General features: G+C 32.4%; 24 protein-coding genes. 17 read left to right on the forward strand and 7 right to left on the reverse strand.

The genetic code is table 11. From position 1 onward, the window contains the following. The first annotated feature begins 1 nt into the window (after position 1). The 5 genes from MOV42_RS13795 (at position 2) to MOV42_RS13815 (ending at position 4,800) form a co-directional block, all read left to right on the forward strand. Positions 2 to 565 carry a 4Fe-4S dicluster domain-containing protein gene (locus MOV42_RS13795; protein ID WP_324171743.1) on the forward strand — a complete coding sequence of 188 codons (564 nt, stop codon included), beginning with the start codon at positions 2 to 4 and terminating at the stop codon, positions 563 to 565. Between the two features lie 10 nt (positions 566 to 575). Beyond that, positions 576 to 1,760 (forward strand): NrfD/PsrC family molybdoenzyme membrane anchor subunit, encoded by a 1,185-nt coding sequence (gene nrfD, locus MOV42_RS13800; RefSeq protein WP_324171744.1) that lies wholly within the window; start codon positions 576 to 578, stop codon positions 1,758 to 1,760. Between the two features lie 11 nt (positions 1,761 to 1,771). After that, on the forward strand, positions 1,772 to 2,185 hold the full coding sequence (locus MOV42_RS13805) for a cytochrome c (protein WP_324171745.1): 414 nt from the start codon (positions 1,772 to 1,774) through the stop codon (positions 2,183 to 2,185). Between the two features lie 112 nt (positions 2,186 to 2,297). Continuing rightward, positions 2,298 to 2,621, forward strand: a complete 324-nt coding sequence (locus tag MOV42_RS13810) for a cytochrome C (protein WP_324171746.1) — start codon at positions 2,298 to 2,300, stop codon at positions 2,619 to 2,621. Between the two features lie 52 nt (positions 2,622 to 2,673). Further along, positions 2,674 to 4,800 (forward strand): hypothetical protein, encoded by a 2,127-nt coding sequence (locus tag MOV42_RS13815; RefSeq protein ID WP_324171747.1) that lies wholly within the window; start codon positions 2,674 to 2,676, stop codon positions 4,798 to 4,800. On the opposite strand, the gene fliI is transcribed toward MOV42_RS13815, so the two are convergent. The 4 genes from fliI to rsmA all read right to left on the reverse strand — a co-directional run bounded on the left by fliI (position 4,784) and on the right by rsmA (position 9,522). Then, complete coding sequence (gene fliI / locus MOV42_RS13820; RefSeq protein WP_324171748.1) at positions 4,784 to 6,100, reverse strand: flagellar protein export ATPase FliI; 1,317 nt, start codon at positions 6,098 to 6,100, stop codon at positions 4,784 to 4,786. The genes MOV42_RS13815 and fliI overlap by 17 nt on opposite strands. Next, positions 6,100 to 6,684 (reverse strand): GTP cyclohydrolase I FolE, encoded by a 585-nt coding sequence (gene folE, locus MOV42_RS13825; protein ID WP_324171749.1) that lies wholly within the window; start codon positions 6,682 to 6,684, stop codon positions 6,100 to 6,102. Before folE ends, fliI begins: the two co-directional genes overlap by 1 nt. 104 nt (positions 6,685 to 6,788) lie before the next feature. Beyond that, positions 6,789 to 8,729, reverse strand: coding sequence for a ribonuclease J (locus tag MOV42_RS13830; protein ID WP_324171750.1), 1,941 nt, complete (start codon positions 8,727 to 8,729; stop codon positions 6,789 to 6,791). Between the two features lie 16 nt (positions 8,730 to 8,745). Next, positions 8,746 to 9,522, reverse strand: coding sequence for a 16S rRNA (adenine(1518)-N(6)/adenine(1519)-N(6))-dimethyltransferase RsmA (gene rsmA / locus MOV42_RS13835; protein WP_324171751.1), 777 nt, complete (start codon positions 9,520 to 9,522; stop codon positions 8,746 to 8,748). A gap of 159 nt (positions 9,523 to 9,681) precedes the next feature. Between rsmA and hisF the strand changes: the two genes are divergently transcribed. From hisF to MOV42_RS13855, 4 genes are all read left to right on the forward strand, one after another. After that, entirely contained in the window at positions 9,682 to 10,440 is a 759-nt protein-coding gene (hisF, locus tag MOV42_RS13840) for an imidazole glycerol phosphate synthase subunit HisF (RefSeq protein WP_324171752.1), read from the forward strand. Continuing rightward, complete coding sequence (locus MOV42_RS13845; protein WP_324171753.1) at positions 10,441 to 10,983, forward strand: purine-nucleoside phosphorylase; 543 nt, start codon at positions 10,441 to 10,443, stop codon at positions 10,981 to 10,983. Then, positions 10,974 to 12,104, forward strand: a complete 1,131-nt coding sequence (gene rlmN / locus MOV42_RS13850; protein WP_324173035.1) for a 23S rRNA (adenine(2503)-C(2))-methyltransferase RlmN — start codon at positions 10,974 to 10,976, stop codon at positions 12,102 to 12,104. The genes MOV42_RS13845 and rlmN overlap by 10 nt, the downstream gene beginning before the upstream one ends. Before the next feature lie 167 nt (positions 12,105 to 12,271). Next, positions 12,272 to 12,514 (forward strand): hypothetical protein, encoded by a 243-nt coding sequence (locus MOV42_RS13855; RefSeq protein ID WP_324171754.1) that lies wholly within the window; start codon positions 12,272 to 12,274, stop codon positions 12,512 to 12,514. 608 nt (positions 12,515 to 13,122) lie between these two features. On the opposite strand, the gene MOV42_RS13860 is transcribed toward MOV42_RS13855, so the two are convergent. After that, positions 13,123 to 14,040: an RluA family pseudouridine synthase gene (locus MOV42_RS13860; RefSeq protein ID WP_324171755.1), complete on the reverse strand. Its 918-nt coding sequence runs from the start codon at positions 14,038 to 14,040 to the stop codon at positions 13,123 to 13,125. A 112-nt stretch (positions 14,041 to 14,152) separates the two neighbouring features. On the opposite strand from MOV42_RS13860, the gene purB reads away from it, so the two are divergent. From purB to MOV42_RS13895, 7 genes are all read left to right on the forward strand, one after another. Further along, positions 14,153 to 15,481, forward strand: a complete 1,329-nt coding sequence (gene purB, locus MOV42_RS13865; RefSeq protein ID WP_324171756.1) for an adenylosuccinate lyase — start codon at positions 14,153 to 14,155, stop codon at positions 15,479 to 15,481. 12 nt (positions 15,482 to 15,493) lie between these two features. After that, on the forward strand, positions 15,494 to 17,860 hold the full coding sequence (locus tag MOV42_RS13870; RefSeq protein ID WP_324171757.1) for a ribonucleoside-diphosphate reductase subunit alpha: 2,367 nt from the start codon (positions 15,494 to 15,496) through the stop codon (positions 17,858 to 17,860). Between the two features lies 1 nt (position 17,861). Then, entirely contained in the window at positions 17,862 to 18,227 is a 366-nt protein-coding gene (locus MOV42_RS13875) for a hypothetical protein (protein ID WP_324171758.1), read from the forward strand. A gap of 22 nt (positions 18,228 to 18,249) precedes the next feature. After that, complete coding sequence (locus MOV42_RS13880; RefSeq protein ID WP_324171759.1) at positions 18,250 to 18,411, forward strand: hypothetical protein; 162 nt, start codon at positions 18,250 to 18,252, stop codon at positions 18,409 to 18,411. Between the two features lie 31 nt (positions 18,412 to 18,442). Beyond that, entirely contained in the window at positions 18,443 to 18,640 is a 198-nt protein-coding gene (fliW, locus tag MOV42_RS13885) for a flagellar assembly protein FliW (protein WP_324173036.1), read from the forward strand. 105 nt (positions 18,641 to 18,745) lie between these two features. Beyond that, positions 18,746 to 20,101: a trypsin-like peptidase domain-containing protein gene (locus MOV42_RS13890; RefSeq protein ID WP_324171760.1), complete on the forward strand. Its 1,356-nt coding sequence runs from the start codon at positions 18,746 to 18,748 to the stop codon at positions 20,099 to 20,101. Positions 20,102 to 20,207: 106 nt separating this feature from the next. Further along, a complete protein-coding gene (locus tag MOV42_RS13895) occupies positions 20,208 to 21,488 on the forward strand; it encodes a citrate synthase (RefSeq protein ID WP_324171761.1) in 1,281 nt (426 codons plus the stop codon). 20 nt (positions 21,489 to 21,508) lie between these two features. Here MOV42_RS13895 and MOV42_RS13900 read toward each other — a convergent pair whose 3' ends face one another. Continuing rightward, complete coding sequence (locus MOV42_RS13900) at positions 21,509 to 22,474, reverse strand: DUF438 domain-containing protein (protein WP_324171762.1); 966 nt, start codon at positions 22,472 to 22,474, stop codon at positions 21,509 to 21,511. Between the two features lie 152 nt (positions 22,475 to 22,626). Continuing rightward, positions 22,627 to 23,115, reverse strand: coding sequence for a crossover junction endodeoxyribonuclease RuvC (ruvC, locus tag MOV42_RS13905; protein ID WP_324171763.1), 489 nt, complete (start codon positions 23,113 to 23,115; stop codon positions 22,627 to 22,629). A 156-nt stretch (positions 23,116 to 23,271) separates the two neighbouring features. Between ruvC and dnaA the strand changes: the two genes are divergently transcribed. Then, complete coding sequence (dnaA, locus tag MOV42_RS13910; RefSeq protein WP_324171764.1) at positions 23,272 to 24,573, forward strand: chromosomal replication initiator protein DnaA; 1,302 nt, start codon at positions 23,272 to 23,274, stop codon at positions 24,571 to 24,573. Positions 24,574 to 24,636 lie beyond the last annotated feature (63 nt).

Genomic DNA, 24,636 nt, shown 5'->3' on the forward strand with positions numbered 1-24,636 from the left:
TATGGCTAGATATGGAATGGCACTTGATTACAAAAACTGTATCAACTGCAAAGCATGCGAAGTAGCATGTAAAGAAGAAAATGGCATCTTAATGGGTGCGGATAAACACAGAATCTGGGTTGGTGTTGGAGAGATTAAAGGAGAGTATCCTTTACTAGATATTACTTCTAATGCTTTTCATCCAAGTCAATGTCAGCACTGTGAGGATGCCCCTTGTCAAGATGTATGTCCAACACAAGCGACATATACTGATAAAAATGGTGTAGTTAGAGTGGATGCTGAGAAATGTATTTTATGTACATACTGTATGAATGCTTGCCCTTATGACGCAAGGTATGTAGAAGACAGAGGCATGACGGTTGATAAATGTAACTTTTGTACTGAAACTAGGTTAGCAAGAGGTGAAACAACTACCGCTTGTCAAAATACCTGTCCAACAAAAGTAAGAGTGTTTGGAGACTTAGATGATCCAAATAGTGAAATAAGTGAAGTATTAAGAACAAGAGAGCATTATTCCCTCAAGCCTCATCTTGGTACAAATCCAAAACTGTTTTATCTAACATAAGGAGTATATGATGAAAATAAGCAATATTATTCCAATACGAGAAGATTTTTCAATTAAATCACTCTTTAGTTTTGAAAAAACTCCTACAAATATATTTTTAGCTATTTTTACAATAGCTTTATTGGCAGCTTTTGCCGTTGGTGTAACAATTTTTCTAACACAAGGGCATCACTCATATAATGTAACAAGAGAACACCCATGGGGACTTTTACTAGCTGTTTATGTCTTTTTTGTTGTTAGTTCAACGGGGCTTTGTATAGTTGGTTCACTCGGTGATGTTTTTGGCTTTAAAGATTATAAAATGATTTCAAAAAGAGCAATATTTGGCTCTATCGTTACTATTCTTTCAGGATTTGCTGTTATTATTTTTGAAATTGGTCATCCTATAACAATGGTTATATATAATGTAATAAGCCCAGGTTTAACTTCTGCTATCTGGTGGATGGGAACACTTTATGGGACATATCTTACTTTTATGATTGTTGAATTTTATTTCCTACTAAAAAATGACATGAAAAATGCAAAGATCTTTGGACTAATTGGTCTAATGGTTGGTTTAGCGGCTCACTCCAACTTAGGTGGAGTATTTGGTTTTTTAAATGCTAGAGCTATTTCAAATGGTGTTTTTTACCCTATATACTTTATTTTAACAGCATTTATTACAGGTATATTTTTAGCTTTTATCATGTATGGTTTCAAATACAAACTAGACTTTCCCCAAAAAGCTAAAAAGCTTTTAGAAGGTTTAGCAAAAATTCAAGGCTTACTTATTTCAATACTAATATTTTTAGTAATTTGGAAGATGCTAACAGACATTTATGGCGGAATGCCAACAAGAAGTGAAGTAGCAATTCATATACTAGGAAGCATAACTTTTCACCTCGAGGTACTGCTTGCTATGGTTATACCTTTACTGGTTGTTTTAAAAGATTTTGGTAAAAGTCCTGTACTTATGTTTTGGGCTTCAATGATAGGTATGGTTGGTATATTTTTTATGAGATATAACCTAGTTCACGACACTCAACTAAAGCCACTTATGATGCTTAAAAAAACAGAGTACCAACTCGCACCAACTTGGATAGAATACTTTCCTTCAGCTTCTGAGATGCTAATATCTGCTGGCGGACTTGGACTTTGTATTGCGATGTATTACTTTGGCACAAAGTTATTTAATCTCGATGAAGAGGTTCACTAATGGAGAAATTTATGAAAAATTATAAAACTGCCTTTGTGGCTGTTTTTTTACTTACACTAAGTGGATGTAGCGAACAAAAAGAAGAGCAAACAAAAACTATGCAAGCTCCTAAAGTCCAAGAAATAAAAGTTATAGAAGTAGCGCAAGTAAAACAAGAAATCGTCCAAAAACAATACACAATAGAAGAAATATATAACACTAAGTGTATAGAGTGTCACGCAACTGATGGTTCAGGTAATACAGAAAAACTTACCCCTACTATGATAGGTCAAAGTCTAGAAGAGATAACAGATTCATTAACGGACATAGAGGATGATAAAGGTCACATTGTTATGGAGCATAACAGAGAGAAAATAGTTGACGCTGGGATGGAATACGGTGCCAAAGATATGGCTACATATATGTACAATAGGTTCAATAAATAAAAAATTATTACTTTTTTGTTACATTTTCATTAATTGCATAAACTAATTTGATAATATATATAATTTTTATCAAATATAAGATAAAATGTGATAAATAAAAGGAGATTTAGAAATGAATAAAATCGTTAAAATTATACTTGCTACTATGGTTATGATTAGCATGAGTTCAGTTACACTAAGTGCTGATGTAGCTAAAGGGCAAAAACTATACCTTAAAAAATTAAAAAGTGCTTGTAGTATGAATGGTGCCAAAATGGCGACTCAACACTCTCAGGCTGAATGGAAAGCTATTGGTAATGATGCAGGTCTTGCTGCAGAACTTAAAAAAATATGTCCAAGTGTAAAAGATAAAGCTTTAAAAGGTAAATACCTTCCTCATTATTACGACTTCTTTTTTGAGTATGCTAACGATAGTGGAAATGTTCCATCTTGCTAATTAACTCTTGAGCCACATTAGTGGCTCAATTTTCCCTCTAATATAATCTGATATGCCTGTAACTAGTGACTGCCAACAAGCTCGCTCTGAGATAACATCTTTTGTAAGACTACATAATGATTCCTTTGCCTTTAGTACTAAATATCATGGTGCAAAAATTATTGACTCTCAAAATTGTGATATTAAACTTAGTTTTAAACATGCAAATCTAAACTGTAACACAACTGCAATCTGCTTCTCACCGAATTCAAAATTTATCGCCTTTACAACTAAGAGCCACCTATACATTGCAAACATGTATGATAAAAAGATACTTCAAAACATCGAGCTGGATAAAAATAGTATTAATATTTTAACTTTTGACCTCTCTTCACAATACATCATAGCTGGGAATACAGATGGTAGAGTTCTTCTTTTTAAGCATAATGCCTCTTCTCAACTTTCAAGACTATGTTCTTTTCCATATCAAAGACCAAAATCTAAAATAAAAAAGAACTTTATTAGTGCTTTTGCTTTTTACAAAAATTTATTAGCTGTTAGTGGTTATGGCGGGGCTATCTTTATCATCAACATTAGTTCTTTTGCAAATAAAATTGTACTAATTCATTCAACAGCAGCTAAAAGATCATTATGCTTTTTAAATGAAAATAATATTGTAAGTGCTGACAATGATGGGAATTTACAATTTATTTCCATAGCAGATAATAAAGTTATAAAAAACATTACTCTGCCTGTAAGAAAAATATCCCAAATTACTTTGATTCCTAAGAGTAAATACTTAATTATTAACGCAAATACAAACTTTATGATAATTGTGGACTACAAAGAGCATAAAATTATTCATAATAAGTATATAGAATTTAAAGATAACATATATAAGGTTTTTGCCATAGATGCATCTGCACTTATAGTTTGTTTAAAAAATAAAGAAATAAAATATGTTGAACTTCCAAGTGCCAAAAGATTAAGTTCTTTAATCCTTCATAATGATTTACCTGAGGCTCATAAGCTTGTCGATAGAGAACCTATGCTACTAAATACAAAAGAGCATAAAAACTTAGAAAAAATTTATGACATTGCATACAAAAATGCAGCTGAGGCACTTGTAAATCAACAGATTACAGTTGCAAAAGAGTTTATGCGTATTTATAAAGATGTTGATTCAAAAAGAGAGTCCATTGTACTTCTATTTAAATCTTTTGAACATTATAATAGATTTAAAACTTTATATGTTGAAAAAAATCATGCTCTTGGTTTTGCGATGAGTGTCAAATATCCAGCATTAAAACTAACAAAACAATATAAAAATATGGAACTAAGATGGAAAAAGACTTTTACTAATGCTCAAAGACACATACTATTAGGTAAGTCTGAGTATGCAAAAGCACTATTTCAAGACTATATTACAGTTGCATCTAAGCGTCCTATTATTGAACTTATTTTAAAGCACAACACCCTGTTTATAGAGTTTTTAAAAGCTCTAGAGAATCAGGACTTCAAAAAAGTACATAACATATGTATTAAAAATCCTCTATTCACTCAGATGCCAATATATAAAACATTGGCAAATGACATAGAAAAGTCAATAATTAGAATCGAAGCTTATATAAAAAATAATAATATTTCTTTAGCAAGGACTAGTCTATCAAAAATAGAAATGACTGCTGGATTTAAAGATAAAGTTGAACAACTCTACTCTATGTGTGATGATATGGTTCAACTTCAAGAGATGTATATAAATGGTGATTTTTATTCATGCTATGAGTTAGTGGACTTATATGCTCATTTACACTTTAGTGACCTTGGAGAACTTCTTCAAAAACACTACACTAAACTGATTGATAAGTGTGAAGTACACGCATTAAAGGGAAATATTCAAGGGATTAAAGCTGTTCTTGGAGAGCTAATAACTCTAGATGCTAGAAAAGAAAAAGTTGGTGATTTACTAAGAATAAGTTTTAAAATGCAAATTAAATACTTTTTATTTAACCATAAAACTAAAGCTGCAAAAAGTGTTATTTATACCTATATAGATATTTTCACAAAAGATGTTGAGATTATTAGTTTAATGAAAAAATATGAAAATCAAACACATGAAAAACTTGCCATTACACTTTCAAGTGAAGAAACACCATCTAGAGATGCTTGGCTAAACTCATCAATTATATTTGATTCATAGCCATAAGCGAGATTAAGTCTTTAGTTGTTTCTTCGTATGGCACTTGAGTATCTGAGAACTGTGACATAAATTTTTCCATATCCTCTTTTTTATTCATCGCTTCATCAAGCTCTGAGTCAGTTCCTTTTACATAAGCACCGATGCGAATAAGCATCTCATTCTCTTTTAATAGTGTGTATAATCTTCTATATTTCATAACTGCTTGTAGATGCTCTGTGCTTATAATATCATTCATTACTCTAGATGCTGATTGTAGTATATGAATAGGTGGATATATTCCAAAGTCAGTAAGTTCACGCGAGAGCACTATGTGTCCATCTAAAATAGAGCGAGATTGATCAGCAATAGGATCACTCATATCATCTCCCTCTATCAAAACTGTAAAAAAGGCCGTAATAGAGCCTTTTCCTTCCTCTTTTCCAGCTCTTTCCATAAGTTGAGGCAGAAGAGTTAAAGATGAAGGTGGATAACCTTTTGAAGTTGGTGGTTCACCAAGAGCTAGACCAATTTCTCTTTGAGCCATCGCAAATCTTGTAACAGAATCCATTATAAAAAGAACATCTAAGCCCTTATCTTTAAAATACTCAGCAACACTCATAGCAGCAAAAGCACCGTATTTTCTCATCAATGGAGAGTCGTCAGAAGTTGCAACAATAATTACAGTATTTTCTAAATTACCGCCTAAGTTTTTCGCTATAAACTCAGGAACTTCTCTACCTCTTTCTCCAATTAGTGCAACTACTTTTATGGGTGTTTGGGCACCTCTAACGATCATACCCATTAAAGTTGATTTACCAACTCCACTTCCTGCGAATATACCTAGCTTTTGTCCTTTCCCGCAAGTTAAAAGTCCATCAATGCTTTTAACACCTACGCTAAACACTTCATCTATCATACCTCTTTTCATTGCAGCAATAGGTGCTTTAATGATAGGGGAAAGAGACGAAGAATTTATATGTCCTTTTCCATCAATTGGTCTCATAAAAGGATCAACTACTCTTCCAAGTAAGGCGTCTCCAACAGAGATATTCATACCTGTTTGATCTAAGAACACTCTATCCCCAGAGCAAAACCCTTCCACAAAACTAAAAGGTGTTATATAAAAAGTAGAACCATCTATCTCTGTTACCATTCCCACAGTTTCTTGTGATGAAGTATTTGAAATAATTTTAACCAAATCACTAATGCTTACTTTTAAGCCTTTAGCCGTAATAATTGTTGCATTTATTTTTACCACCTCACCAAAAGATACAGAATATTTCTTTGATGAAATTTTATCTTTTAGTGATTTAAATGGCATTAATATCTTGTGCCTGTTGGGGAATTAATAAGAGAGAAAAACTCACTTCTTGTTCTTTGATCTTTTTTAAATAGACCTCTAAGGGCTGAAGAAGTTGTAATTGAATTGATTTTTTCAACTCCTCTCATCTCCATACACATATGTCTTGCAGCAATTACAACAGCGACACCCTTTGGTGCAATGGTATCCATAATCGCATCTGCAATTTGTTCTGTAAGTTGCTCTTGAATCTGCATACGACGAGCAAATACATCTACAACTCGTGGTATTTTTGATAGTCCAACTACTTTTCCATCAGGAATATAAGCTACATGAACTCGCCCAATTATTGGTAAAAGATGATGTTCACAAGTTGAATAGAACTCTATATCTTTAATTAAAACCATCTCATCATTTGAACTTGTAAATAGTGCTTTTTGTAGTATCTCTTTTGGATTTTCTTTATACCCACCATAAATAAACTCATAAGCTTTTCTAACTCTATGCGGAGTTTTTTCTAAACCCTCACGAGTTGGGTCTTCGCCTATATGAGTTATCATTGTATTTACAGCGTTTTCGAATTTTTCATTTAACTCTTCACTCAAAATATATGCCCTTTATTATATATATAAGAATTATACAACAATTCCATTACTATGTTTGAGGGGATTTTTTAACTTTGTAAGAAATTATGTAAAAGCTACTGCTTTTACATAACCATGATATGAGGAACGATTAATGGATATTTTTTCATTTTTCTAAAGATATGCTTTCTTACGATTTGACGAAGATCATTTTCTAATGCTCTAGAATTTTCAATTTGTCCATCTTTAACATGAAGTAAGAAGTTTTCTAATATATCTTCCATTTCCTTTGCAAAAGCTCTATCTTGTTTGTCTGCAACTATACCAAAAGTTGTAACCTTTGGTTTTGCTTGCATCTTACCGTGTTTTGCATCAACTTGTGCAACAAGCATAACGATTCCATCAGAAGCAAGTTTTTGACGGTCAAGAACAATATCATCATCTATTTGATGATTGTTTTGATTATCAATATATGTTTTACCTGTCTTAACAGTTTTAACTTTTCTCATATATTTTGAAGTAATTTCTATCTGATCACCATCTGTCATAATCATAATATTTCTCTCTGGAACACCACACATCATTCCTGTCTCTTTATGTGCTATTACATGATTATACTCACCATGAACAGGTAAAAAGAATTTAGGATTTACTAAACGAAGCATAAGCTTTTGTTCTGCTATAGAAGCATGACCAGAAACATGTATGTCTTTTTCTCTGGATATAGTAGCACCTGCGCGTTGAAGATGATTTAACATTCCTGAAATTGAACCTTCATTACCTGGTATTGCACGAGAAGATAGAACAATTAAATCAGTTGGTTTTATCTTAACATGCCTATGTTCACCAATTGACATTCTAAATAATGCTGAACTTGGCTCACCTTGAGAACCTGTTGTAACTATAAGAACTTCTTTATCATTAAGGTGTGAAACTTGATCAGCATCTACAAATGCATTTTTAGGAAGTTTTACATAATCATACTGCATCGCTATCTCAATATTACGCTCCATTGAACGCCCTATTACACAAATTTTACGACCATATTGTATACCATATTGTATAGCTTGAAATACACGGTGAATGTTTGAGCTAAAAGTAGAAAGTAAAACACGACCTTCAGCTTTAGCAAAAACTCTGTCTAAGGCTGGTCCAACACTTAACTCAGATGGAGTAGGTAAAGGATTGTAAGAGTTTGTAGAGTCACTCAACAAACATAAAACACCTTTTTCTCCATAATGAGCAAGTCTATGTAAATCTGCTGTATAACCATCTACTGGAGTATGGTCAATTTTAAAATCTCCTGTATGAATAATTGTTCCAGCATCTGTAGTAATTGCTAAAGAAGATGAATCTAAAATAGAGTGTGTCATGTGCATCCACTCTACTTTAAAGTCTTCACCTATCTCATAAATTTCTCTTTTTACAACTGGATTGAAATATTTTCTACATTCTTTTATATGATGTTCATCAAACTTATTTCCAATCATTGCAAGCGGAAGTGGAGTTGCATATATAGGAAACTGCATCTCTTTATAAAGATATGGCATCGCACCAATATGATCTTCATGGGCATGAGTAATTATTACAGCCTTGATTTTGTCTTTAATTTGACGAAGATAAGTAAAGTCTGGCACTAAAATGTCAACACCATGCATATCTTCATCTGGAAAACTCATTCCAATATCAACTAAAATAGCTTCTTTTTCTGTTTCGAAAACTGTTATATTTCCACCAATTTCACCAAGTCCACCTAATGGAGTAACTCGAATTTTTGCTTTAGAGTTTAAATCCAGTTTATAGTGTGGGTTCAACCTTTGTTTATGTGCTTCTTGATTCTTCACCACAAATGCTTTTAAGTTTTCATCAGTTGGTGCAGGTTGTCTGCGGTGACGATTTTTATTTTTATTTCTATTTGGATTGTTGTTGGGCTTATTCCCATTACTATTTGGCTTACGATTGTTATTACTGTTGTTGTTATTTGGTCTTCTGTTGTTATTGTTTGTATTTGGTTTACGGTCCGTTTGAGGTTTTGTTTGTGTAACCTCTTGTTGTTCTTCTGCCATCCAAACTCCTTTGTAATTATATTATTTTTTTATAGAGTTGGTGATAGTCATGTGTAGAGATTTGATGAGGGCGTATCGTTAGTGTTAGCTCAAGTTCATTTAGAGCTTTTTGAATATTTTCTTTTTTATAAACGGCAGATAAATTTTTCATAAGAGTTTTGCGAGGCTGCTTAAATGCAACTCTAAGCATGCCCTCAAAATTCTCATCACTTCTATCTTTCGTCTTTTGTATAAGAAAAACAGCAGAGTTTATTTTTGGCGGAGGTTCAAAAGCAGTTGGAGGCACTTGCACAACTATATGTGCACTTGCTACACTTTGAGCTATAACGCTCAAAGACCCAAATACTTTTTGTCCCTCTCGAGCGCAAAATTTTTCTGCCACTTCAAGCTGTACCATTACAAGTATATTTTTACACATTGGATCTGCGAGTGCTTTTAATATGATGTTTGTCGCAATGTAATAGGGCAAATTTGCCACCAAATCATACGGCTCATCAATTAAGCTACTCTGCCAAGCATTCAATACATCTCCACAGTTTATGTGAAGTTGCTTGGTATCAATCTCTTTTTTAAATGTACTTTGTAATAATTTACACAAATCGGTATCGACCTCAAAAGCTTCTACACTTTTGACATCTACTAAATATTTAGTTAAATCACCTAAGCCAGGTCCAATTTCTACGATTTTGTTGTCGTTTTTGGGCATCGCTTCGACGATCTTTCTTAGAACCATTTCATCTTTTAAAAAATTTTGTCCAAATTTCTTTTTAGCTACAATGCTATTCTTATTCATAAACATGATTCTATAATAATTTTGCTTATAGTTAGTTAATGTGAGACATTATGTTCATATCAAAATTAAATGTTTCATGTGAAACATAAAATACTTATGGTCTGTAACTTAAGAAGCAAAGTGTATAATTTCAATATATAATATAAGGTATGCTTTCATATGAACTATTTCGCTAAAAGAATTATTCCTTGTCTAGATGTAAAAGATGGGCGAGTTGTTAAAGGTGTTAACTTCGTTGGTTTAAAAGATGCTGGCGATCCTGTTGAAGTTGCTAGAAGATACAACCAAGAAGGCGCTGATGAAATTACATTTTTAGATATTATGGCTTCTAGTGATAATAAAGATACTATAGTAGACATGGTTGCAGAGGTTGCAAAAGAAGTTTTTATACCTTTAACCGTTGGTGGAGGAATTAGAAAACTTGAAGACATATATAAGCTTCTAAATGTTGGTTGCGATAAAGTTAGCGTCAATTCAGCCGCTATAAAGCGTCCAGAACTTATAGATGAAAGTGCTAAACGCTTTGGCTCACAATGCATTGTAACTGCAATAGATGTTAAAAGAGTAGGTGACAAGTACCATGTCTTTTTAAATGGCGGCAGAGTAGATACAGGACTAGATGCGGTAGAATGGGCTAAAGAAGTAGTGCTAAGAGGAAGTGGAGAAATACTTCTAACTTCAATGGATGCAGATGGTACAAAGGCAGGGTTTGAGTTAAATATAACAAAGCAAATTTCACAAGCTGTTAATGTTCCTGTTATCGCTAGTGGTGGAGCAGGTACTATGAAACATATAAAAGATGTCTTTGAGATAGGTGCAGATGCAGCTTTAGCCGCTAGTATATTTCACTATAAAGAGATAGATATTATGGATTTAAAGCATTATCTTCATGACAATAATATACCAGTGAGACTATAGATGATAATTTGCGCGGGTAATAACGAAACTTTTGATTTTGCAACTCCAATGGGAGTCGGCTTGATAGAAACCGCTATGAATTTAACAAGACTTTGTTTATTTGATAAACCAGAGTTTTTACTTTTTGTTGGTTCAGCTGGTAGTTATGGTAATCATAAGATCTTTGATATTGTAGAATCAAAAACTGCTTCAAATATTGAACTAGCATTTTTGAGTGCAGATGCTTATACTCCACTTGACAATTTTGTATCAACTAACATAGAAGAAAAAAAAGATGTTATTGTCAACTCATCTAATTATATTTCAACAAACAAAGAACTAACAAAAAAGTTTTTAAACTTTGGAGTAGAAATAGAAAATATGGAATTTTTCAGTGTTTTGAAAGTTGCAGAGGAGTTTGATATTCCTGCTGGTGGAGTTTTTTGTATTACAAACTATACCGATGAGAATGCGCATAAAGATTTTTTAGAAAATCATGAAAATGCAAAAGAACTTTTAAGTACACATGTAAAAAAAAGAATAAAGGAACTAACATCTTCGTAACTAACACAAAACCTTCTCTTCTTGATTTTACAAAAAAAGAGCTACTAACTTTAATCAAACCTAGTTTTAGAGTAAATCAAATATTTGGTTGGTTATATCATCAGTATGCACAAGATTTTAATGATATGAAAAATATACCAAAAGCTTTAAAAGAAGAGTTAGCAAAAAAGTATATTGTAAATCCTCTCACAATTATAAATAAAGAAGAGTCTAGCGATGGAACTAAAAAGTATCTTTTACAGATGCAAGATGGAAAAACCATGGAAGCTGTTTGGCTTAAGATGAAAGATACTCAACTTGATGAAAATGGTGAAGTCGTAGCAGAAGCTAAATATACTATCTGTGTTTCAACACAAGTTGGTTGTAAAGTTGGCTGTTCGTTTTGTTTAACTGCAAAAGGTGGTTTTACTAGAGATTTAACCGTTGGAGAGATTGTAGCTCAAGTTGTAACTCTAAAAAGACACAATAACCACAAACATAACAGAAAAATAAATATAGTTTATATGGGGATGGGTGAACCACTAGACAACTTAAATAACCTTGCAAAAGCGATAGAAATTTTTAAAGAAGATGATGGTCTCTGTATAGGTGGAAAAAGACAAACTGTTTCAACAAGCGGACTTAGCAATAAGATAGACCAACTTGGGAAGATGGATTTAGGTGTTCACATAGCCATATCTCTTCATGCTGTTGACGATAAGCTTAGAAGCGAACTAATTCCTATGAATAAAGCACATAACATAAGTTCTATCATACAAGCAGTTAAACGCTTTCCAATAGACACAAGAAAACGGGTAATGTTTGAATACCTAGTTATTAAAGGCAAGAACGACGACATAGGCTCTGCTAAGAAGCTCATAAAGCTTTTAAGTGGTATAAAGGCCAAAGTAAACCTTATCTACTTCAATCCTTACCCAGGGACTACTTATGACAGACCACAGAAGGAAGATATGGTGGCTTTTGCGGACTACTTAATCAAGCATGGGCTTTTATGTACCATTAGAGACTCTAAGGGAATAGATATAAGTGCGGCTTGTGGTCAACTAAAAGAACAAGGTGAATTGAGCATTGCTCAAGAGAGAGTCCACCTGGGTGGAAAAACTCAAAAGGATATATCATGAGTTATTTAGACATTGTTCAAGTAGTGTTTTTAGTTGTTGTTTTCGCTGTTGGAGTGGTTAGTTTTGTAAAAGCCGCTACAAGTGACGATAAAAAAGAAGACTAATAAACTTACTGTAATCTTCTTATGATAAAATAGCAATATAAAATTAATCGGAGGCATAAAATTATGGCTGAAAAGAAAAAAACAAATACTGATAGAATTAAAAGAATATATGATCTTTGTCAACTTCACTTTGGTGATGTTCGTTTTGTTGGAATTAAGTATCATAAAAAAATTGGTTGGATTGCAAAAGCACAATTCGATGATGATTTTGAAAATTTAACGGCAGATGGAGAGTCAAGTGTTCAAGCGCTTCGTAATCTTAAAAATCGTGTTAAAAAAATTATAAAAAGATACAACGCAGTATAAATTGAATCCTCTGAACAATTGCATATTCTCAACTAAACAAAAGATGAGCTGTTGCAAGGCGAAGTTGCGTAGGAGCTACTAGTAGCTTCAAGTGACTTCAACAAAGTAAGAGATTATCTTTTGTTTAGCCCTACGGGAGGATTTTTAAAAAGCAATCTTGCACATAATTTTTCATCATCTTAACTTAAGCTAAAACTCAAAAAAACTTATACACATTCTTACCTTTTAAAAACTATTTAAGAAAATGTAATTGTTCGGAGGGTTCAATAAAAAAGAGTAAACGACCAACACACCAGGGAGGTCGTTTATGAATGTAATAATACCCTACTTTTCTTATAAACCCTAACTATCTACTAAAACTTTAAAAAAATCTATGAAAAATTTCTTAATATGTGTTATTCACACATTGTTCTAAGTTGTGAATATCTTTTTGTTTTAGACAATATAAATTTACTTTTGCTTTTGCTTTTTACATAATTATTTTATATAAAATTTTACTTAAATTTAAAATCTTATACCTTGCTTAAATCCACAAAATAGGGCTTCAGAGACTTTTTGACTTTATTAACAGAATTTTTGTTTGAATGTCTTTTAATAATCGATAAATGTTATTCACATTCGTTTGTACTATTAAGACAAAGTTCATCAAAATCTACTTTACTTTGCACATGGTACATACTATCATACAGCTCGAACTCCAATTCATTTGCATGAAGAAGTAGTCTTGAGGCTCCACTAAGTTCTATTCTTTTTTTAGCATCTAGCTCTTTATCTAAAAATCTAATTATATTTTCTTCTTTTTGTCCATAAATTGGATCACCTACAATTGAATGTTTCACATGAAACAAATGAACTCTTATTTGGTGCTGTCTTCCTGTATATGGAATACACTCAACCAAAGTCATGTCTTTATCAGCAAAATATTTTAAAGGGTGGACATCAGTCTTAGATGCTTTTCCATCTTTATGAACTTTTACTACCATTCTAACTATTGCACTTTCATCTTCTCTTCTAAGCAGTGGTTCTTCAATTGATAAATATTCTTTTACTTCTCCATGAACAAGAGCAAGATATTTTTTTTTCATTTCTCTCTCTTCAAAAATCATCTTGATATCTCTCTCGCTCTGTTTATTTCTAGCACATAAAACAAGTCCGCTTGTTTCTTGATCTATACGATGGGCAATATTAGAATCTCTTCCAAATTGATATTTTAATTCATCTATTAAAGAGTAGGGTGTTCTTCTATTTTGCGGATGGATTAAAACTCCACTTGGCTTATCAAATACAACAAACTCTTCTTCGACCTTTGTTGGTTTTAGTCCTCTTGTAATTGGCTCAAAATATATAAATTCAAACTCTCCTTCTATTTCTCCAGCTGTTCTTGTCATTGGAATATCGTTAACAAATAGGCGACCTTTTGCTATTAATCGCTGTGCTTCTTTTTGTGTATAGTCTAATTCTTTTATCAAATACAAAAATGCTTTCTTTTTTTCTTGTGCAAACATTTTCTTGCGTACAAATGGCAAAATTTAAATCCTTTTTAATCAAATATTTACTAAAGATTATGTAGAATGAATCACTTTAATTATGCAAATAATAGCATAAAACAACAAGATAAATATTATAAGGTTTGTAATAATGATTGACAGATACTCAAGAGAAGAGATGAGTAAAAATTGGACGCAACATGCAAGATATGCCGCATGGCTAGAAGTTGAAAAAGCAGCTGTAAAAGCTTGGGCAAAACTTGGAAAGATTCCTCAGGATGACGCAGATAAAATCGTAAAGAATGCAACATTTTCTGTAGAGCGTATAGAAGAGATTGAAGCAGTTACCAAACATGACCTTATCGCATTTAACACAAGCGTTTCAGAATCACTTGGTGATGAGTCAAGATGGTTCCACTATGGTATGACATCTTCAGATGCAGTTGATACTGGTGTAGCATTACAAATGAGAGATTCTTTAACTATAATAATTGACGATGTTAAGATGCTAATGGAATCAATCGAAAAACGCGCACAAGAACATAAGATGACTTTAATGGTTGGTCGAAGTCATGGTATCCATGGTGAGCCAATTACATTTGGTCTTACTTTAGCAGTTTGGTACGATGAAGTAGCTCGTCACCTTAAAAACCTTGAAGAGACTATGGAAGTTATATCTGTAGGTCAAATATCAGGAGCTATGGGCAACTTTGCTCATGCACCACTTGAACTTGAAGAGTTGGCGATGGCAGAACTAGGTCTTAAGCCTGAACCATGCTCAAATCAAGTTGTTCACCGTGACAGATATGCTAGACTTGCGACAACTTTAGCACTGCTTGCTTCTTCAGTAGAGAAGTTTGCAGTTCAAGTAAGACACCTTCAAAGAACGGAAGTATATGAAGCTGAAGAGTTTTTTGCGAAAGGGCAAAAAGGTTCTTCAGCGATGCCACATAAGCGTAACCCAATCCTTACTGAAAATATTACAGGACTTGCTCGTATGATTAGAGCATATGCTATGCCTGCAATGGAAAATGTTGCTTTATGGCATGAAAGAGATATCTCACACTCTTCAACTGAGCGTTTCTGGTTACCAGATGCATTTATTACGATGAACTTTATGCTTCACCGTATGAACAATGTTATTGCCAACCTAACAATATTCCCAAAAAATATGATGAAAAACTTGAACCTTACTGGTGGACTTGTATTTTCTCAGCGTGTACTTTTAGAGCTTCCTCTTCAAGGTGTGTCTCGTGAGGATGCATATAGAATTGTTCAGCGTAATGCTATGAAAGTTTGGGAAGAGATTCAGCAAGGCAAAGCTACTACAGATGAAAATGGTGAGTCTTTATATCTAAACCATTTATTAGCAGATGAAGAATTAAGAAACTCATTAAGTGAAAAACAAATTCGTGATTGTTTTAACTACGAGTACTACACTAAAAATGTAGATGCGATTTTTAACAGAGTATTCAAATAATCAGGGGAACAAATGATTACAATTATAAAAAGAAATGGTAGAACAGAACCACTTGATATTAGTAAGATTCAAAAATATACTTCTGCTGCAATTAAAGGCTTGTCTAATGTAAGCCAAAGTGAGCTTGAAGTAGATGCACAAATTTTATTTAGAGATGGAATAACATCTAAAGAGATTCAAGAAACTCTTATCAAAACTGCTGTTGATAAGATAGATATAGATTCTCCTAACTGGACTTTTGTGGCATCTAGACTTTTTATGTTTAACTTATACCATCAAGTAAATGGATTTTCAGGATACTGCTCACTTGAAAAGTATTTTAAAAGAGGCGAAAAGGAAGGTAGACTTCTTCAAGGTCTTGGCGATTCGTATGACCTCCAAAGATTGGACAAACACATCAAGCCTGATAGAGATATGCTTTTTAACTATCTTGGCGTTAAAACACTTTATGATAGATATATCATCAAAGATCAAGCTTCTTGCCCAATAGAGCTTCCGCAACACATGTTTATGGCTATATCTATGTTCTTAGCACAACGCGAAGATGATAAACACGAATGGGCTATCAAATTTTACAATATGATAAGTCAGTTTGAAGTTATGCTTGCAACTCCAACACTTTCAAACGCACGAACAACTAGACATCAACTTTCATCTTGCTATATAGGTTCTACTCCTGATAATATTGAAGGTATTTTTGATTCTTACCAAGAGATGGCTATGCTTTCTAAGTTTGGTGGAGGTATTGGTTGGGACTGGACTGGTATTCGTTCTATGGGTTCATTTATTGATGGACACAAAAATGCTGCTGGTGGAACTGTTCCCTTTTTAAAGATTACAAATGACATCGCTATCGCTGTTGACCAACTAGGAACTAGAAAGGGTGCAATCGCCGTCTATATGGAACCATGGCACATAGATATAAATGACTTTTTAGACCTAAAGAAAAACTCTGGTGAAGAGCGTCGTCGTGCGCATGACCTTTTTCCTGCAATGTGGTTAAATGATTTATTTATGCAACGCGTACAAGAAGATGCTATTTGGACTCTTTTTGATCCTTATGATGTTAGAGAACTAGCAACACTTTACGGAGATGAATTTAACAAACGCTATATAGAGTTAGAAGAAGATGAAAGCATTATAAAAGAGAAAATCAAAGCTAAAAACTTATGGAAAAAGATACTAACATCTTACTTTGAAACAGGATCTCCATTTTTATGTTTTAAAGATAATGCTAACAGAGCAAACCCAAATGGACACACTGGTGTTATACGAAGCTCAAACCTTTGTACCGAAATTTTTCAAAACACTAAACCAAACCATTATAAAATAAAGTTAATTTTCGAAGATGGAGAAAGCATCTCTTATGAAGAAGATGAGATTGTAAAAGTAGATAGTGGTATAGAAAAACCTGCGAGAAAAGTTACTGCACTTGACTCACTTGGTGGCCAAGCTATTTATGTTGTAGAAAAAGAAAAAATCAATGGAGATACTGCTGTATGTAACTTGGCATCTGTAAATCTTTCTCGTATAAATACCAAAGAAGACATAAACAGAATAGTTCCAATAGCAATTAGATGTTTGGATAATGTTATAGATTTAAATTTTTACCCAGTTGAAAAAGTAAAAAGAACTAACATGAAAAGTCGTTCGATTGGTCTTGGTGTTATGGGTGAAGCTCAGATGCTAGCAGAACAAGGTATAACATGGGGAAGTCAAGAACATTTCGACAAGGTAGATGAAGTTATGGAAGCTGTTAGTTTTAACGCTATCTCAGCTTCATGTGATTTAGCTAAAGAAAAAGGTAGTTATCCTGAGTTTGATGGTTCACATTGGAGTAAAGGCATTATGCCAATGGACCATGCTAATGCCCAAGTTTTAAACCTTGTTGATAGGGGTGGACTTTTTGCATCTAGCTATGAGTGGGATGAGTTACGCTCAAAGGTTAAAAATCAAGGTATGAGAAATGGTTATCTAATGGCTATTGCACCTACAAGTTCCATCTCAATTTTAACAGGAACTACTCAAGCTATTGAGCCTGTATTTAAAAGAAAGTGGTTTGAAGAAAACTTAAGCGGACTTATTCCAGTTGTTGCTCCTAAACTCTCTCCTGAAACTTGGGCTTACTACACTCCTTCTTATGATCTAAATCAGACTCTTTTAATAAAAGCAGCGGCAATTAGACAAAAGTGGATTGATCAAGGTCAAAGCTTAAATATCTTTATATCTCTTGATAAAGCAAGCGGTAAATACCTCAATGAAATCTATATGCTTGCTTGGAAGCTAGGACTTAAATCAACTTACTATCTTCGTTCTCAATCACCAGAAGTTGCGAATGATGTGGAAGATAGAAGTATGGAATGTGTAGGATGCCAATAGAGTGAAACCTTTACTAAAAACTGAACTGCCAAATTTCTTAAAAAGATTTGGAAATTTTATAGATGGAGAAATTCGCTCTATTGATATAATTTCTCCAACGATTATAAAAGTTACTATGGCAGCACAAGATAGTGCTAGAGGTTTTGACTGGTTGAGTATAAATTTAGAGTTTTCTAACATAATAGATGCTAAACTTATAGAGAACTCGAAGCTATCACTTCTTGATACGAGTGAAGGTTTAGCACTCTTTTTTCAAGATGATTGTTTCGCTTTTAGTATAAGTAATTATACTAACTTAGAAAATGTAAAAAATTCTCTGTTTTACATAATATCTTCTAACATTAAATATGAAGAAGATTTATTCTAACAAACTAACACAAGGAAAGAAAATGCAAAAATATGAAGTTAAAGGAAATATTCATGGGTTTGATAATACTCTAAATATTGAAATTCACAAAGTCGATGAACTTTTTGCCACAATCCAAGATTGCGACAATAAAGAAATATCTTTTACCATTTTGAACCCATATACTCAGGGAGTACTCTTTTGATTTACCATCAGATGTAAAAGTTCTTTTAGAAATAAATGAAAAATCTAATGTTAGTGTTTACAATATTGTTGTTATTCAAAATCCTTTAGAAAATTCTACAATTAACTTTATTGCTCCTATAATAGTAAATAATGATAACAATAAAATTGCCCAAGCTATTTTAAATGAAAAAAATCATCCTAATTTTGGGATTACTGAAAGTATAAAATCATTTAAAAAAAATGAATAAAACTTAGTGTTAAATCTAGCTATCATTAACTATTCGTTTGCAGTACATTAACAATCTGTAAATAATTTAGTAATAAACTGTCATAAACATCCAGAAGGACAAAAAGTGAAAAAGTTATTACTAATCTGTTTAGTTGCTATAAGTCTACTTCAAGCAAAAAATAGCGTTGAGTTTAAATTTGCAAAAAAAGATTTTCAAAGAAAAAACCCCACAAATCAGAACTATATACTTTCATATAATAATATTTTAAAAGATGCTAGAACAAGCGTTGTAAGTATATCAACCCAAAGAACAATAAAAAGTGGAGGAGCATACGGAAATCCCTTTTTAAGAAGAGAAAACACAATGCCTCAAGCTACAATGGGAAGTGGAGTTATCCTAACAAAAGATGGTTATATAGTTACCAATTACCATGTAGTAAATGGAGCAGATAAAATAAAAGTAAGTATAGCCGCAAATAAAAAAGAATATGAAGCAAAACTTATAGGTACAGATGCAAAAAGTGATATAGCAATTATAAAGATAGATGCTAAAGGCTTAAATGCTGTGACTATTTATAATTCAGATAAAGTAAAAGTTGGCGATATTGTGTTTGCTATAGGTAATCCTTTTGGTGTTGGAGAGACTATAACACAGGGGATTGTTTCTGCAACTCAAAGGAGTGAAGTTGGTATAGTTGAGTATGAAGATTTTATACAAACGGATGCATCTATAAACCCTGGAAATTCTGGTGGAGCTCTTATAAACTCTGCTGGTCACCTCATAGGAATCAACTCTGCAATTATTTCTAAAACTGGGAATAATGTGGGCATAGGTTTAGCAATAAGCTCAAACATGGTAACATCAATAGCGACTCAGCTAATAAATAAAGGAAAGTACACTCGTGCTTATTTGGGTGTTGGCATTTCTAATGTTAGTGAAGATATGAGTAGTTTTTATAACAACAAATTTGGAGCTCTTATTATAAGTATAGAAACCGATACTCCGGCTGCAAAAGCTGGTTTAAAAAGAGGTGACTTAATAATCTCTGTTGATGGGAAAAAAATTCAAAGTGGAAATGAACTTAAAAATATTATAGGTTCTTATCCACCATCACAAGTTGTAAATATAAAGTTTTTACGTAACAAAGAGATCGACATAGTAAATGTAAAACTAGGTTCTCTTGATAAAAAAGTATCGAGCGATAGTTTAGATTATAAAGGATTAAGTGTTATAACATTGGACTCACAGCTTCAAAAACTACTAAAAATAAATGCTAACATAAACGGAGGTGTTTTAGTTAAAGAGGTAAAAGAAGGAAGTCAAGCTCAAAGAACAGGTGTTATAAAAGATGATATTATTATTCAAATAGAAAGTTATGAAATCAATACTATTGATGATTTTAAGTCTGCTACTTCAAGTCAAAAGAGAAAAAGAATTTATATATTTAGAAGAGGAAGTATATTTGCGATAGTATTGTAAATATACCACCCTTGAAGGAAATATAGATAAATACTCTTGCTACAAAACCAATTTCGTATAATTTTTGGTTATAATGTATTTAAATTTTTAAATATAAAGGACAAAGATGAGTAAGGACACAGTTACCATAACGAATAATAGAGATAATAAGAGTTATGAATTTCCAATATTAGACGCTAGTGTAGGACCATCAGTAGTTAATATTTCTACATTTTATAAAGAAACAGGAATGTTTACTTATGATGAAGGTTACACGTCTACAGCATCCTGTCAATCTAAGATAACATATATTGATGGCGGAGCTGGTAAGCTTATGTATCGAGGTTATGATATTGCATATTTAGCAAAAGAAAAAACATTTTTAGACACAGCTTACCTTCTTTTACACGATGATTTACCTTCCGAAGATGAATTAAAAGCTTTTGAAGAAGAAATTACAAAACGCTCTTTCGTTAATGAAGGAGTTAAAAAATTATTTGATTCTTTTCCAGACAAAGCGCACCCTATGGCTATTTTGTCTGCTGGTGTTTCTGCTCTTTCTACATTTTATTTTGACCATTTAGAAATAGACGATAAAGATGAATACAAAGAGATGTCAAATAGAATCGTTGCTAAAATTCCTACTTTAGCTGCTTTTTCATATAGATACTCAAATGGTTTACCAATAATTTATCCAGATATGAATAAAGGTTTTACTGAAAACTTCTTAAATATGCTTAGAGCTTATCCTCATAGTTATGTTGATTTAAAGCCTATCGAAATCAAAGCATTAGATACTATCTTTACTTTACATGCTGACCATGAGCAAAATGCCTCTACAACTGCTGTAAGAAACCTAGCATCTACTATGGCACATCCATACGCAGCTATTTCTGCTGGTATTGGTGCATTATGGGGAAGAAGTCATGGTGGAGCAAATGAGAGTGTTATTCGTCAACTAGAAATGATTGGTACTGTTGATAGGGTGGATGAGTTTATAGCAAAAGCTAAAGACAAAAACGATCCTTTTAGACTAATGGGCTTTGGTCACCGTGTTTATAAAAGCTTTGACCCTCGTGCAACAGTTCTTAAAGAGATTAGAAATGAGCTTATGTCTGAACTTGGAATTAGTAGTGAACTTGTTGCAGTGGCAGAAAAAATAGAAAAAATCGCTTTATGTGATGAATATTTTGTTAAACGCGGTCTTTATCCAAATATTGACTTCTATTCAGGTCTAATCCTTCAAGCACTTAAAATTCCAAAAGAGATGTTTGCGGTTATCTTCGTAATCGGTAGAACTCCAGGTTGGATTGCTCAGTGGAGTGAACTAAGTAAACAAAAAACTGTTAAAATTGCTCGTCCTCGTCAGTTATATACAGGACCAACAGAAAAAACACCAGAGTATTAAAACTCTGGGTTCACACCTATTTACTCCCAGTCTAGTAGTCTTTGTTGCCCTTCAAGACTGCGTATATGTGTAACATCTTGACTCACTTCTATAACACCTTTATACTCACCTTCATCGTTACGGATAGCAAAGTAACGAATGTGAATAAACTTACCTTTAAAGGTAATCCAGAACTCTGCTTCATCTCGGTTTCCAGCTTTGAACTCTCGTAAAATCATCAACACTTGGTCAACTGATTTTGGAGGATGACAAAACTTAACTTCACGACCAATAATTCCTGCACTTCTTGGGAAGACTCTATCTTCTCCACGATTATAAAATACAACAAAGTCATTTTCATCAACATAAGTAATATCAACAGGCATAAACTTTAAAAGCCAGTTAATTTGTTCTGGAAGCATATGACCTTGTTCTAAATCTATTCGCCCATCAAGCGAAAATGGAAGTTTTCTTTTTTTTGTATCTTGAGATGGATGAATATATTCATCTGCTGAATGAGGAGGGTAGAGTGCTGGTGCTTCATCAAACATCCAACCAATCTCTTCATCTCCGTCTCGCATCTCCTTCCAGTCATCTTCTTGTATAAGTTGCATAGCGTTTGGTAAAAGTCTTTGTTCTTCAACTTGCATAATATGCTCTAAGTTTGAAAAAAGGTTTTGTAAAACCATACTTAGAGCTTGTATATCATCTGTATCTGCTAAGATTCTTGCTTGTTTAACAATAGCACGAATATCATCATGAAATGCCCACATATTTTGTGAAGGCGATGTCCAACCATACTGCTCTAAATAAGGGAAAAGTTGGTTTTCTTTTCTTGCAAAGTGTTTTTCAACCCTACAAAGTCGAGCAAATTTTTCTTTAAATTCTTTATTGTCATTTTGTATATCGATAGAATTAATACTTGCTATCAAGCCTCTAATAAGTTGATTTTCTTCTAAATATACACGGCACGGATGCCCGTCTGCTAAATCTGCAAAGTGATTCATTGTTTATTTTCCTATTATAATAATACGAAATTATACACTTTTTATACTATCTCTTTTTTGATTTATAACAAGATAAGCTTTAATTTTTAAGAATTTGTAGAAGTGCTTGTGTCGGCTAAACTCTACATAACAGATTTAAAGTATTACATCATTTATCCTGTTTTATTTTTTCTTATGCTAACTCTTTGGGAGTGTGTTATTGCTACTGCCATAGCATCTGATATATCAAGTGGTTTTATCTCTTTTTTTATATTTAAAAGTCTTTTAACCATAAAAGCAACTTGTTCCTTTGCTGCTTTTGCTTTTCCTGTAAGGGCTTTTTTTACTTGCAAAGCTGTATATTCATAAAACTCTCCATGAACTTGTAAAAGTTTTAACATTATTGCTCCACGAAATTGAGCTAACTTTATAGTCGTTGCTGGATTATGTGCATAAAATATATCTTCCATCGCAACTTCATCTATTTTATGTTTAGAAAAAATCAAATCCAAGCCTTCTGCCATTTGAGGAATTTGAAATTGTAAATCTTCAGCTTTCATCTTTATAAGACCCGCTTCAATAAGAGAAATTTTGTTTTTTTCTAAAGATATAAGTGCATAACCCATATTTCTTGTTCCTGGGTCAATTCCAAGTATTGTCATTTATATTTAATCCTATATTTTACTTTCATTATTATATACAAAAAAAGTTATTCACACTATATATTTTTAGTTATTCACATAAAAATAATCTTCTTAACCCCATTTTATAGATAATTAAAGTATTATTCACATATAACAAATAAATAAAGGTTTTATGTGAATATAGGTCAAGAAGTTTTAGAATTACTAAAAGAAGAGATAACCCAACAGTCATATGACAGATATATAAAACAACTAACATACGATACTAAAAAGTCTTCTAGTGATTTAGCTATTTTTTATGCACCAAATGCACTTATTTGTAACTGGATAAAAAGTAAATATAAAGAAAAATTAGAACATCTTTTTGAAGTTAAAATTGGCTCTAAAGTAAGTGTCAAAATAACTTTAAAGACCTCAACTGAGAGAAAAATAAAAAAGATAACAGAACAAAAAATTCAACACTCTTTACTAAATCCATCACATATTTTTGATAACTTTATGGTTGGTGGTTCAAACCAATTTGCTTATACTGCTGTGAAAAGTGTTAGTGAAAAATCTGGTAAAAATTACAATCCTCTTTTTATATATGGTGGAGTAGGTCTTGGCAAAACTCACCTTATGCAGGCAGCAGGTAATGTCTTACAAAATCAAGGTAAAAATGTCATTTATACTACTAGTGAACAATTTTTAAATGATTTTTTAAGACATGTTAGAAATCAAACAATGGAAAATTTTAAAGATAAATATCGTAAATGTGATGTTCTTTTAATAGATGATATTCAATTTTTAAGTAATAAAGATGTTATACAAGAAGAATTCTTTCATACATTTGAAGCTCTTAAAAATGAAAACAAACAAATCATACTAACAGCTGATAAACATCCTAAAAAGATAGGTGGTTTAGAAAAAAGACTTCAAAGTAGATTTGAGTGGGGATTGGTTGCTGATATACAATCACCAGAACTAGAAACAAAAATACTTATAATTAAGAAAAAATGTGAAATAAATAAAGTTGTTTTAACAAACGATATTATTAATTATATAGCAACAGTAATAGAAAGTAATGTTCGTGAAATTGAAGGAATATTATCTAAACTTCATGCTTATTCACAACTCATGCATATAGATATTGATTTAGAATTTACAAAAAACATATTAAAAGACCAACTTTTAGAAAAACAAAAAGATTTAACACTAGATATTATTACAAAGATTGTTTCTAAAGATTTAAATATAAAACCAACAGAAATTCGCTCAAAAGGCAGAAGTAAAAATCTTGTTTATGCTAGAAGAATTGCCATATACCTTTGTCGTGATTTAACTCAAAGCACTATGCCTCAACTAGCACTTTATTTTGGTATGAAAGATCACACAGCCATTAGTCACACTCTTAGAAAAATAAATTTACTTATTAAAGATGATGAAGATTTTAAAGTTAAGATAGATGAATTAACAAATAAAGTAACAAATGTGTAAAAAAAAGATATAATCTTATAAGTGAATAGATGTGAATGAAAAGAGAATAGTTCATCACATCAT

The sequence above is a fragment of the Sulfurimonas sp. genome (assembly GCF_029027405.1).
Taxonomy (GTDB): domain Bacteria; phylum Campylobacterota; class Campylobacteria; order Campylobacterales; family Sulfurimonadaceae; genus Sulfurimonas.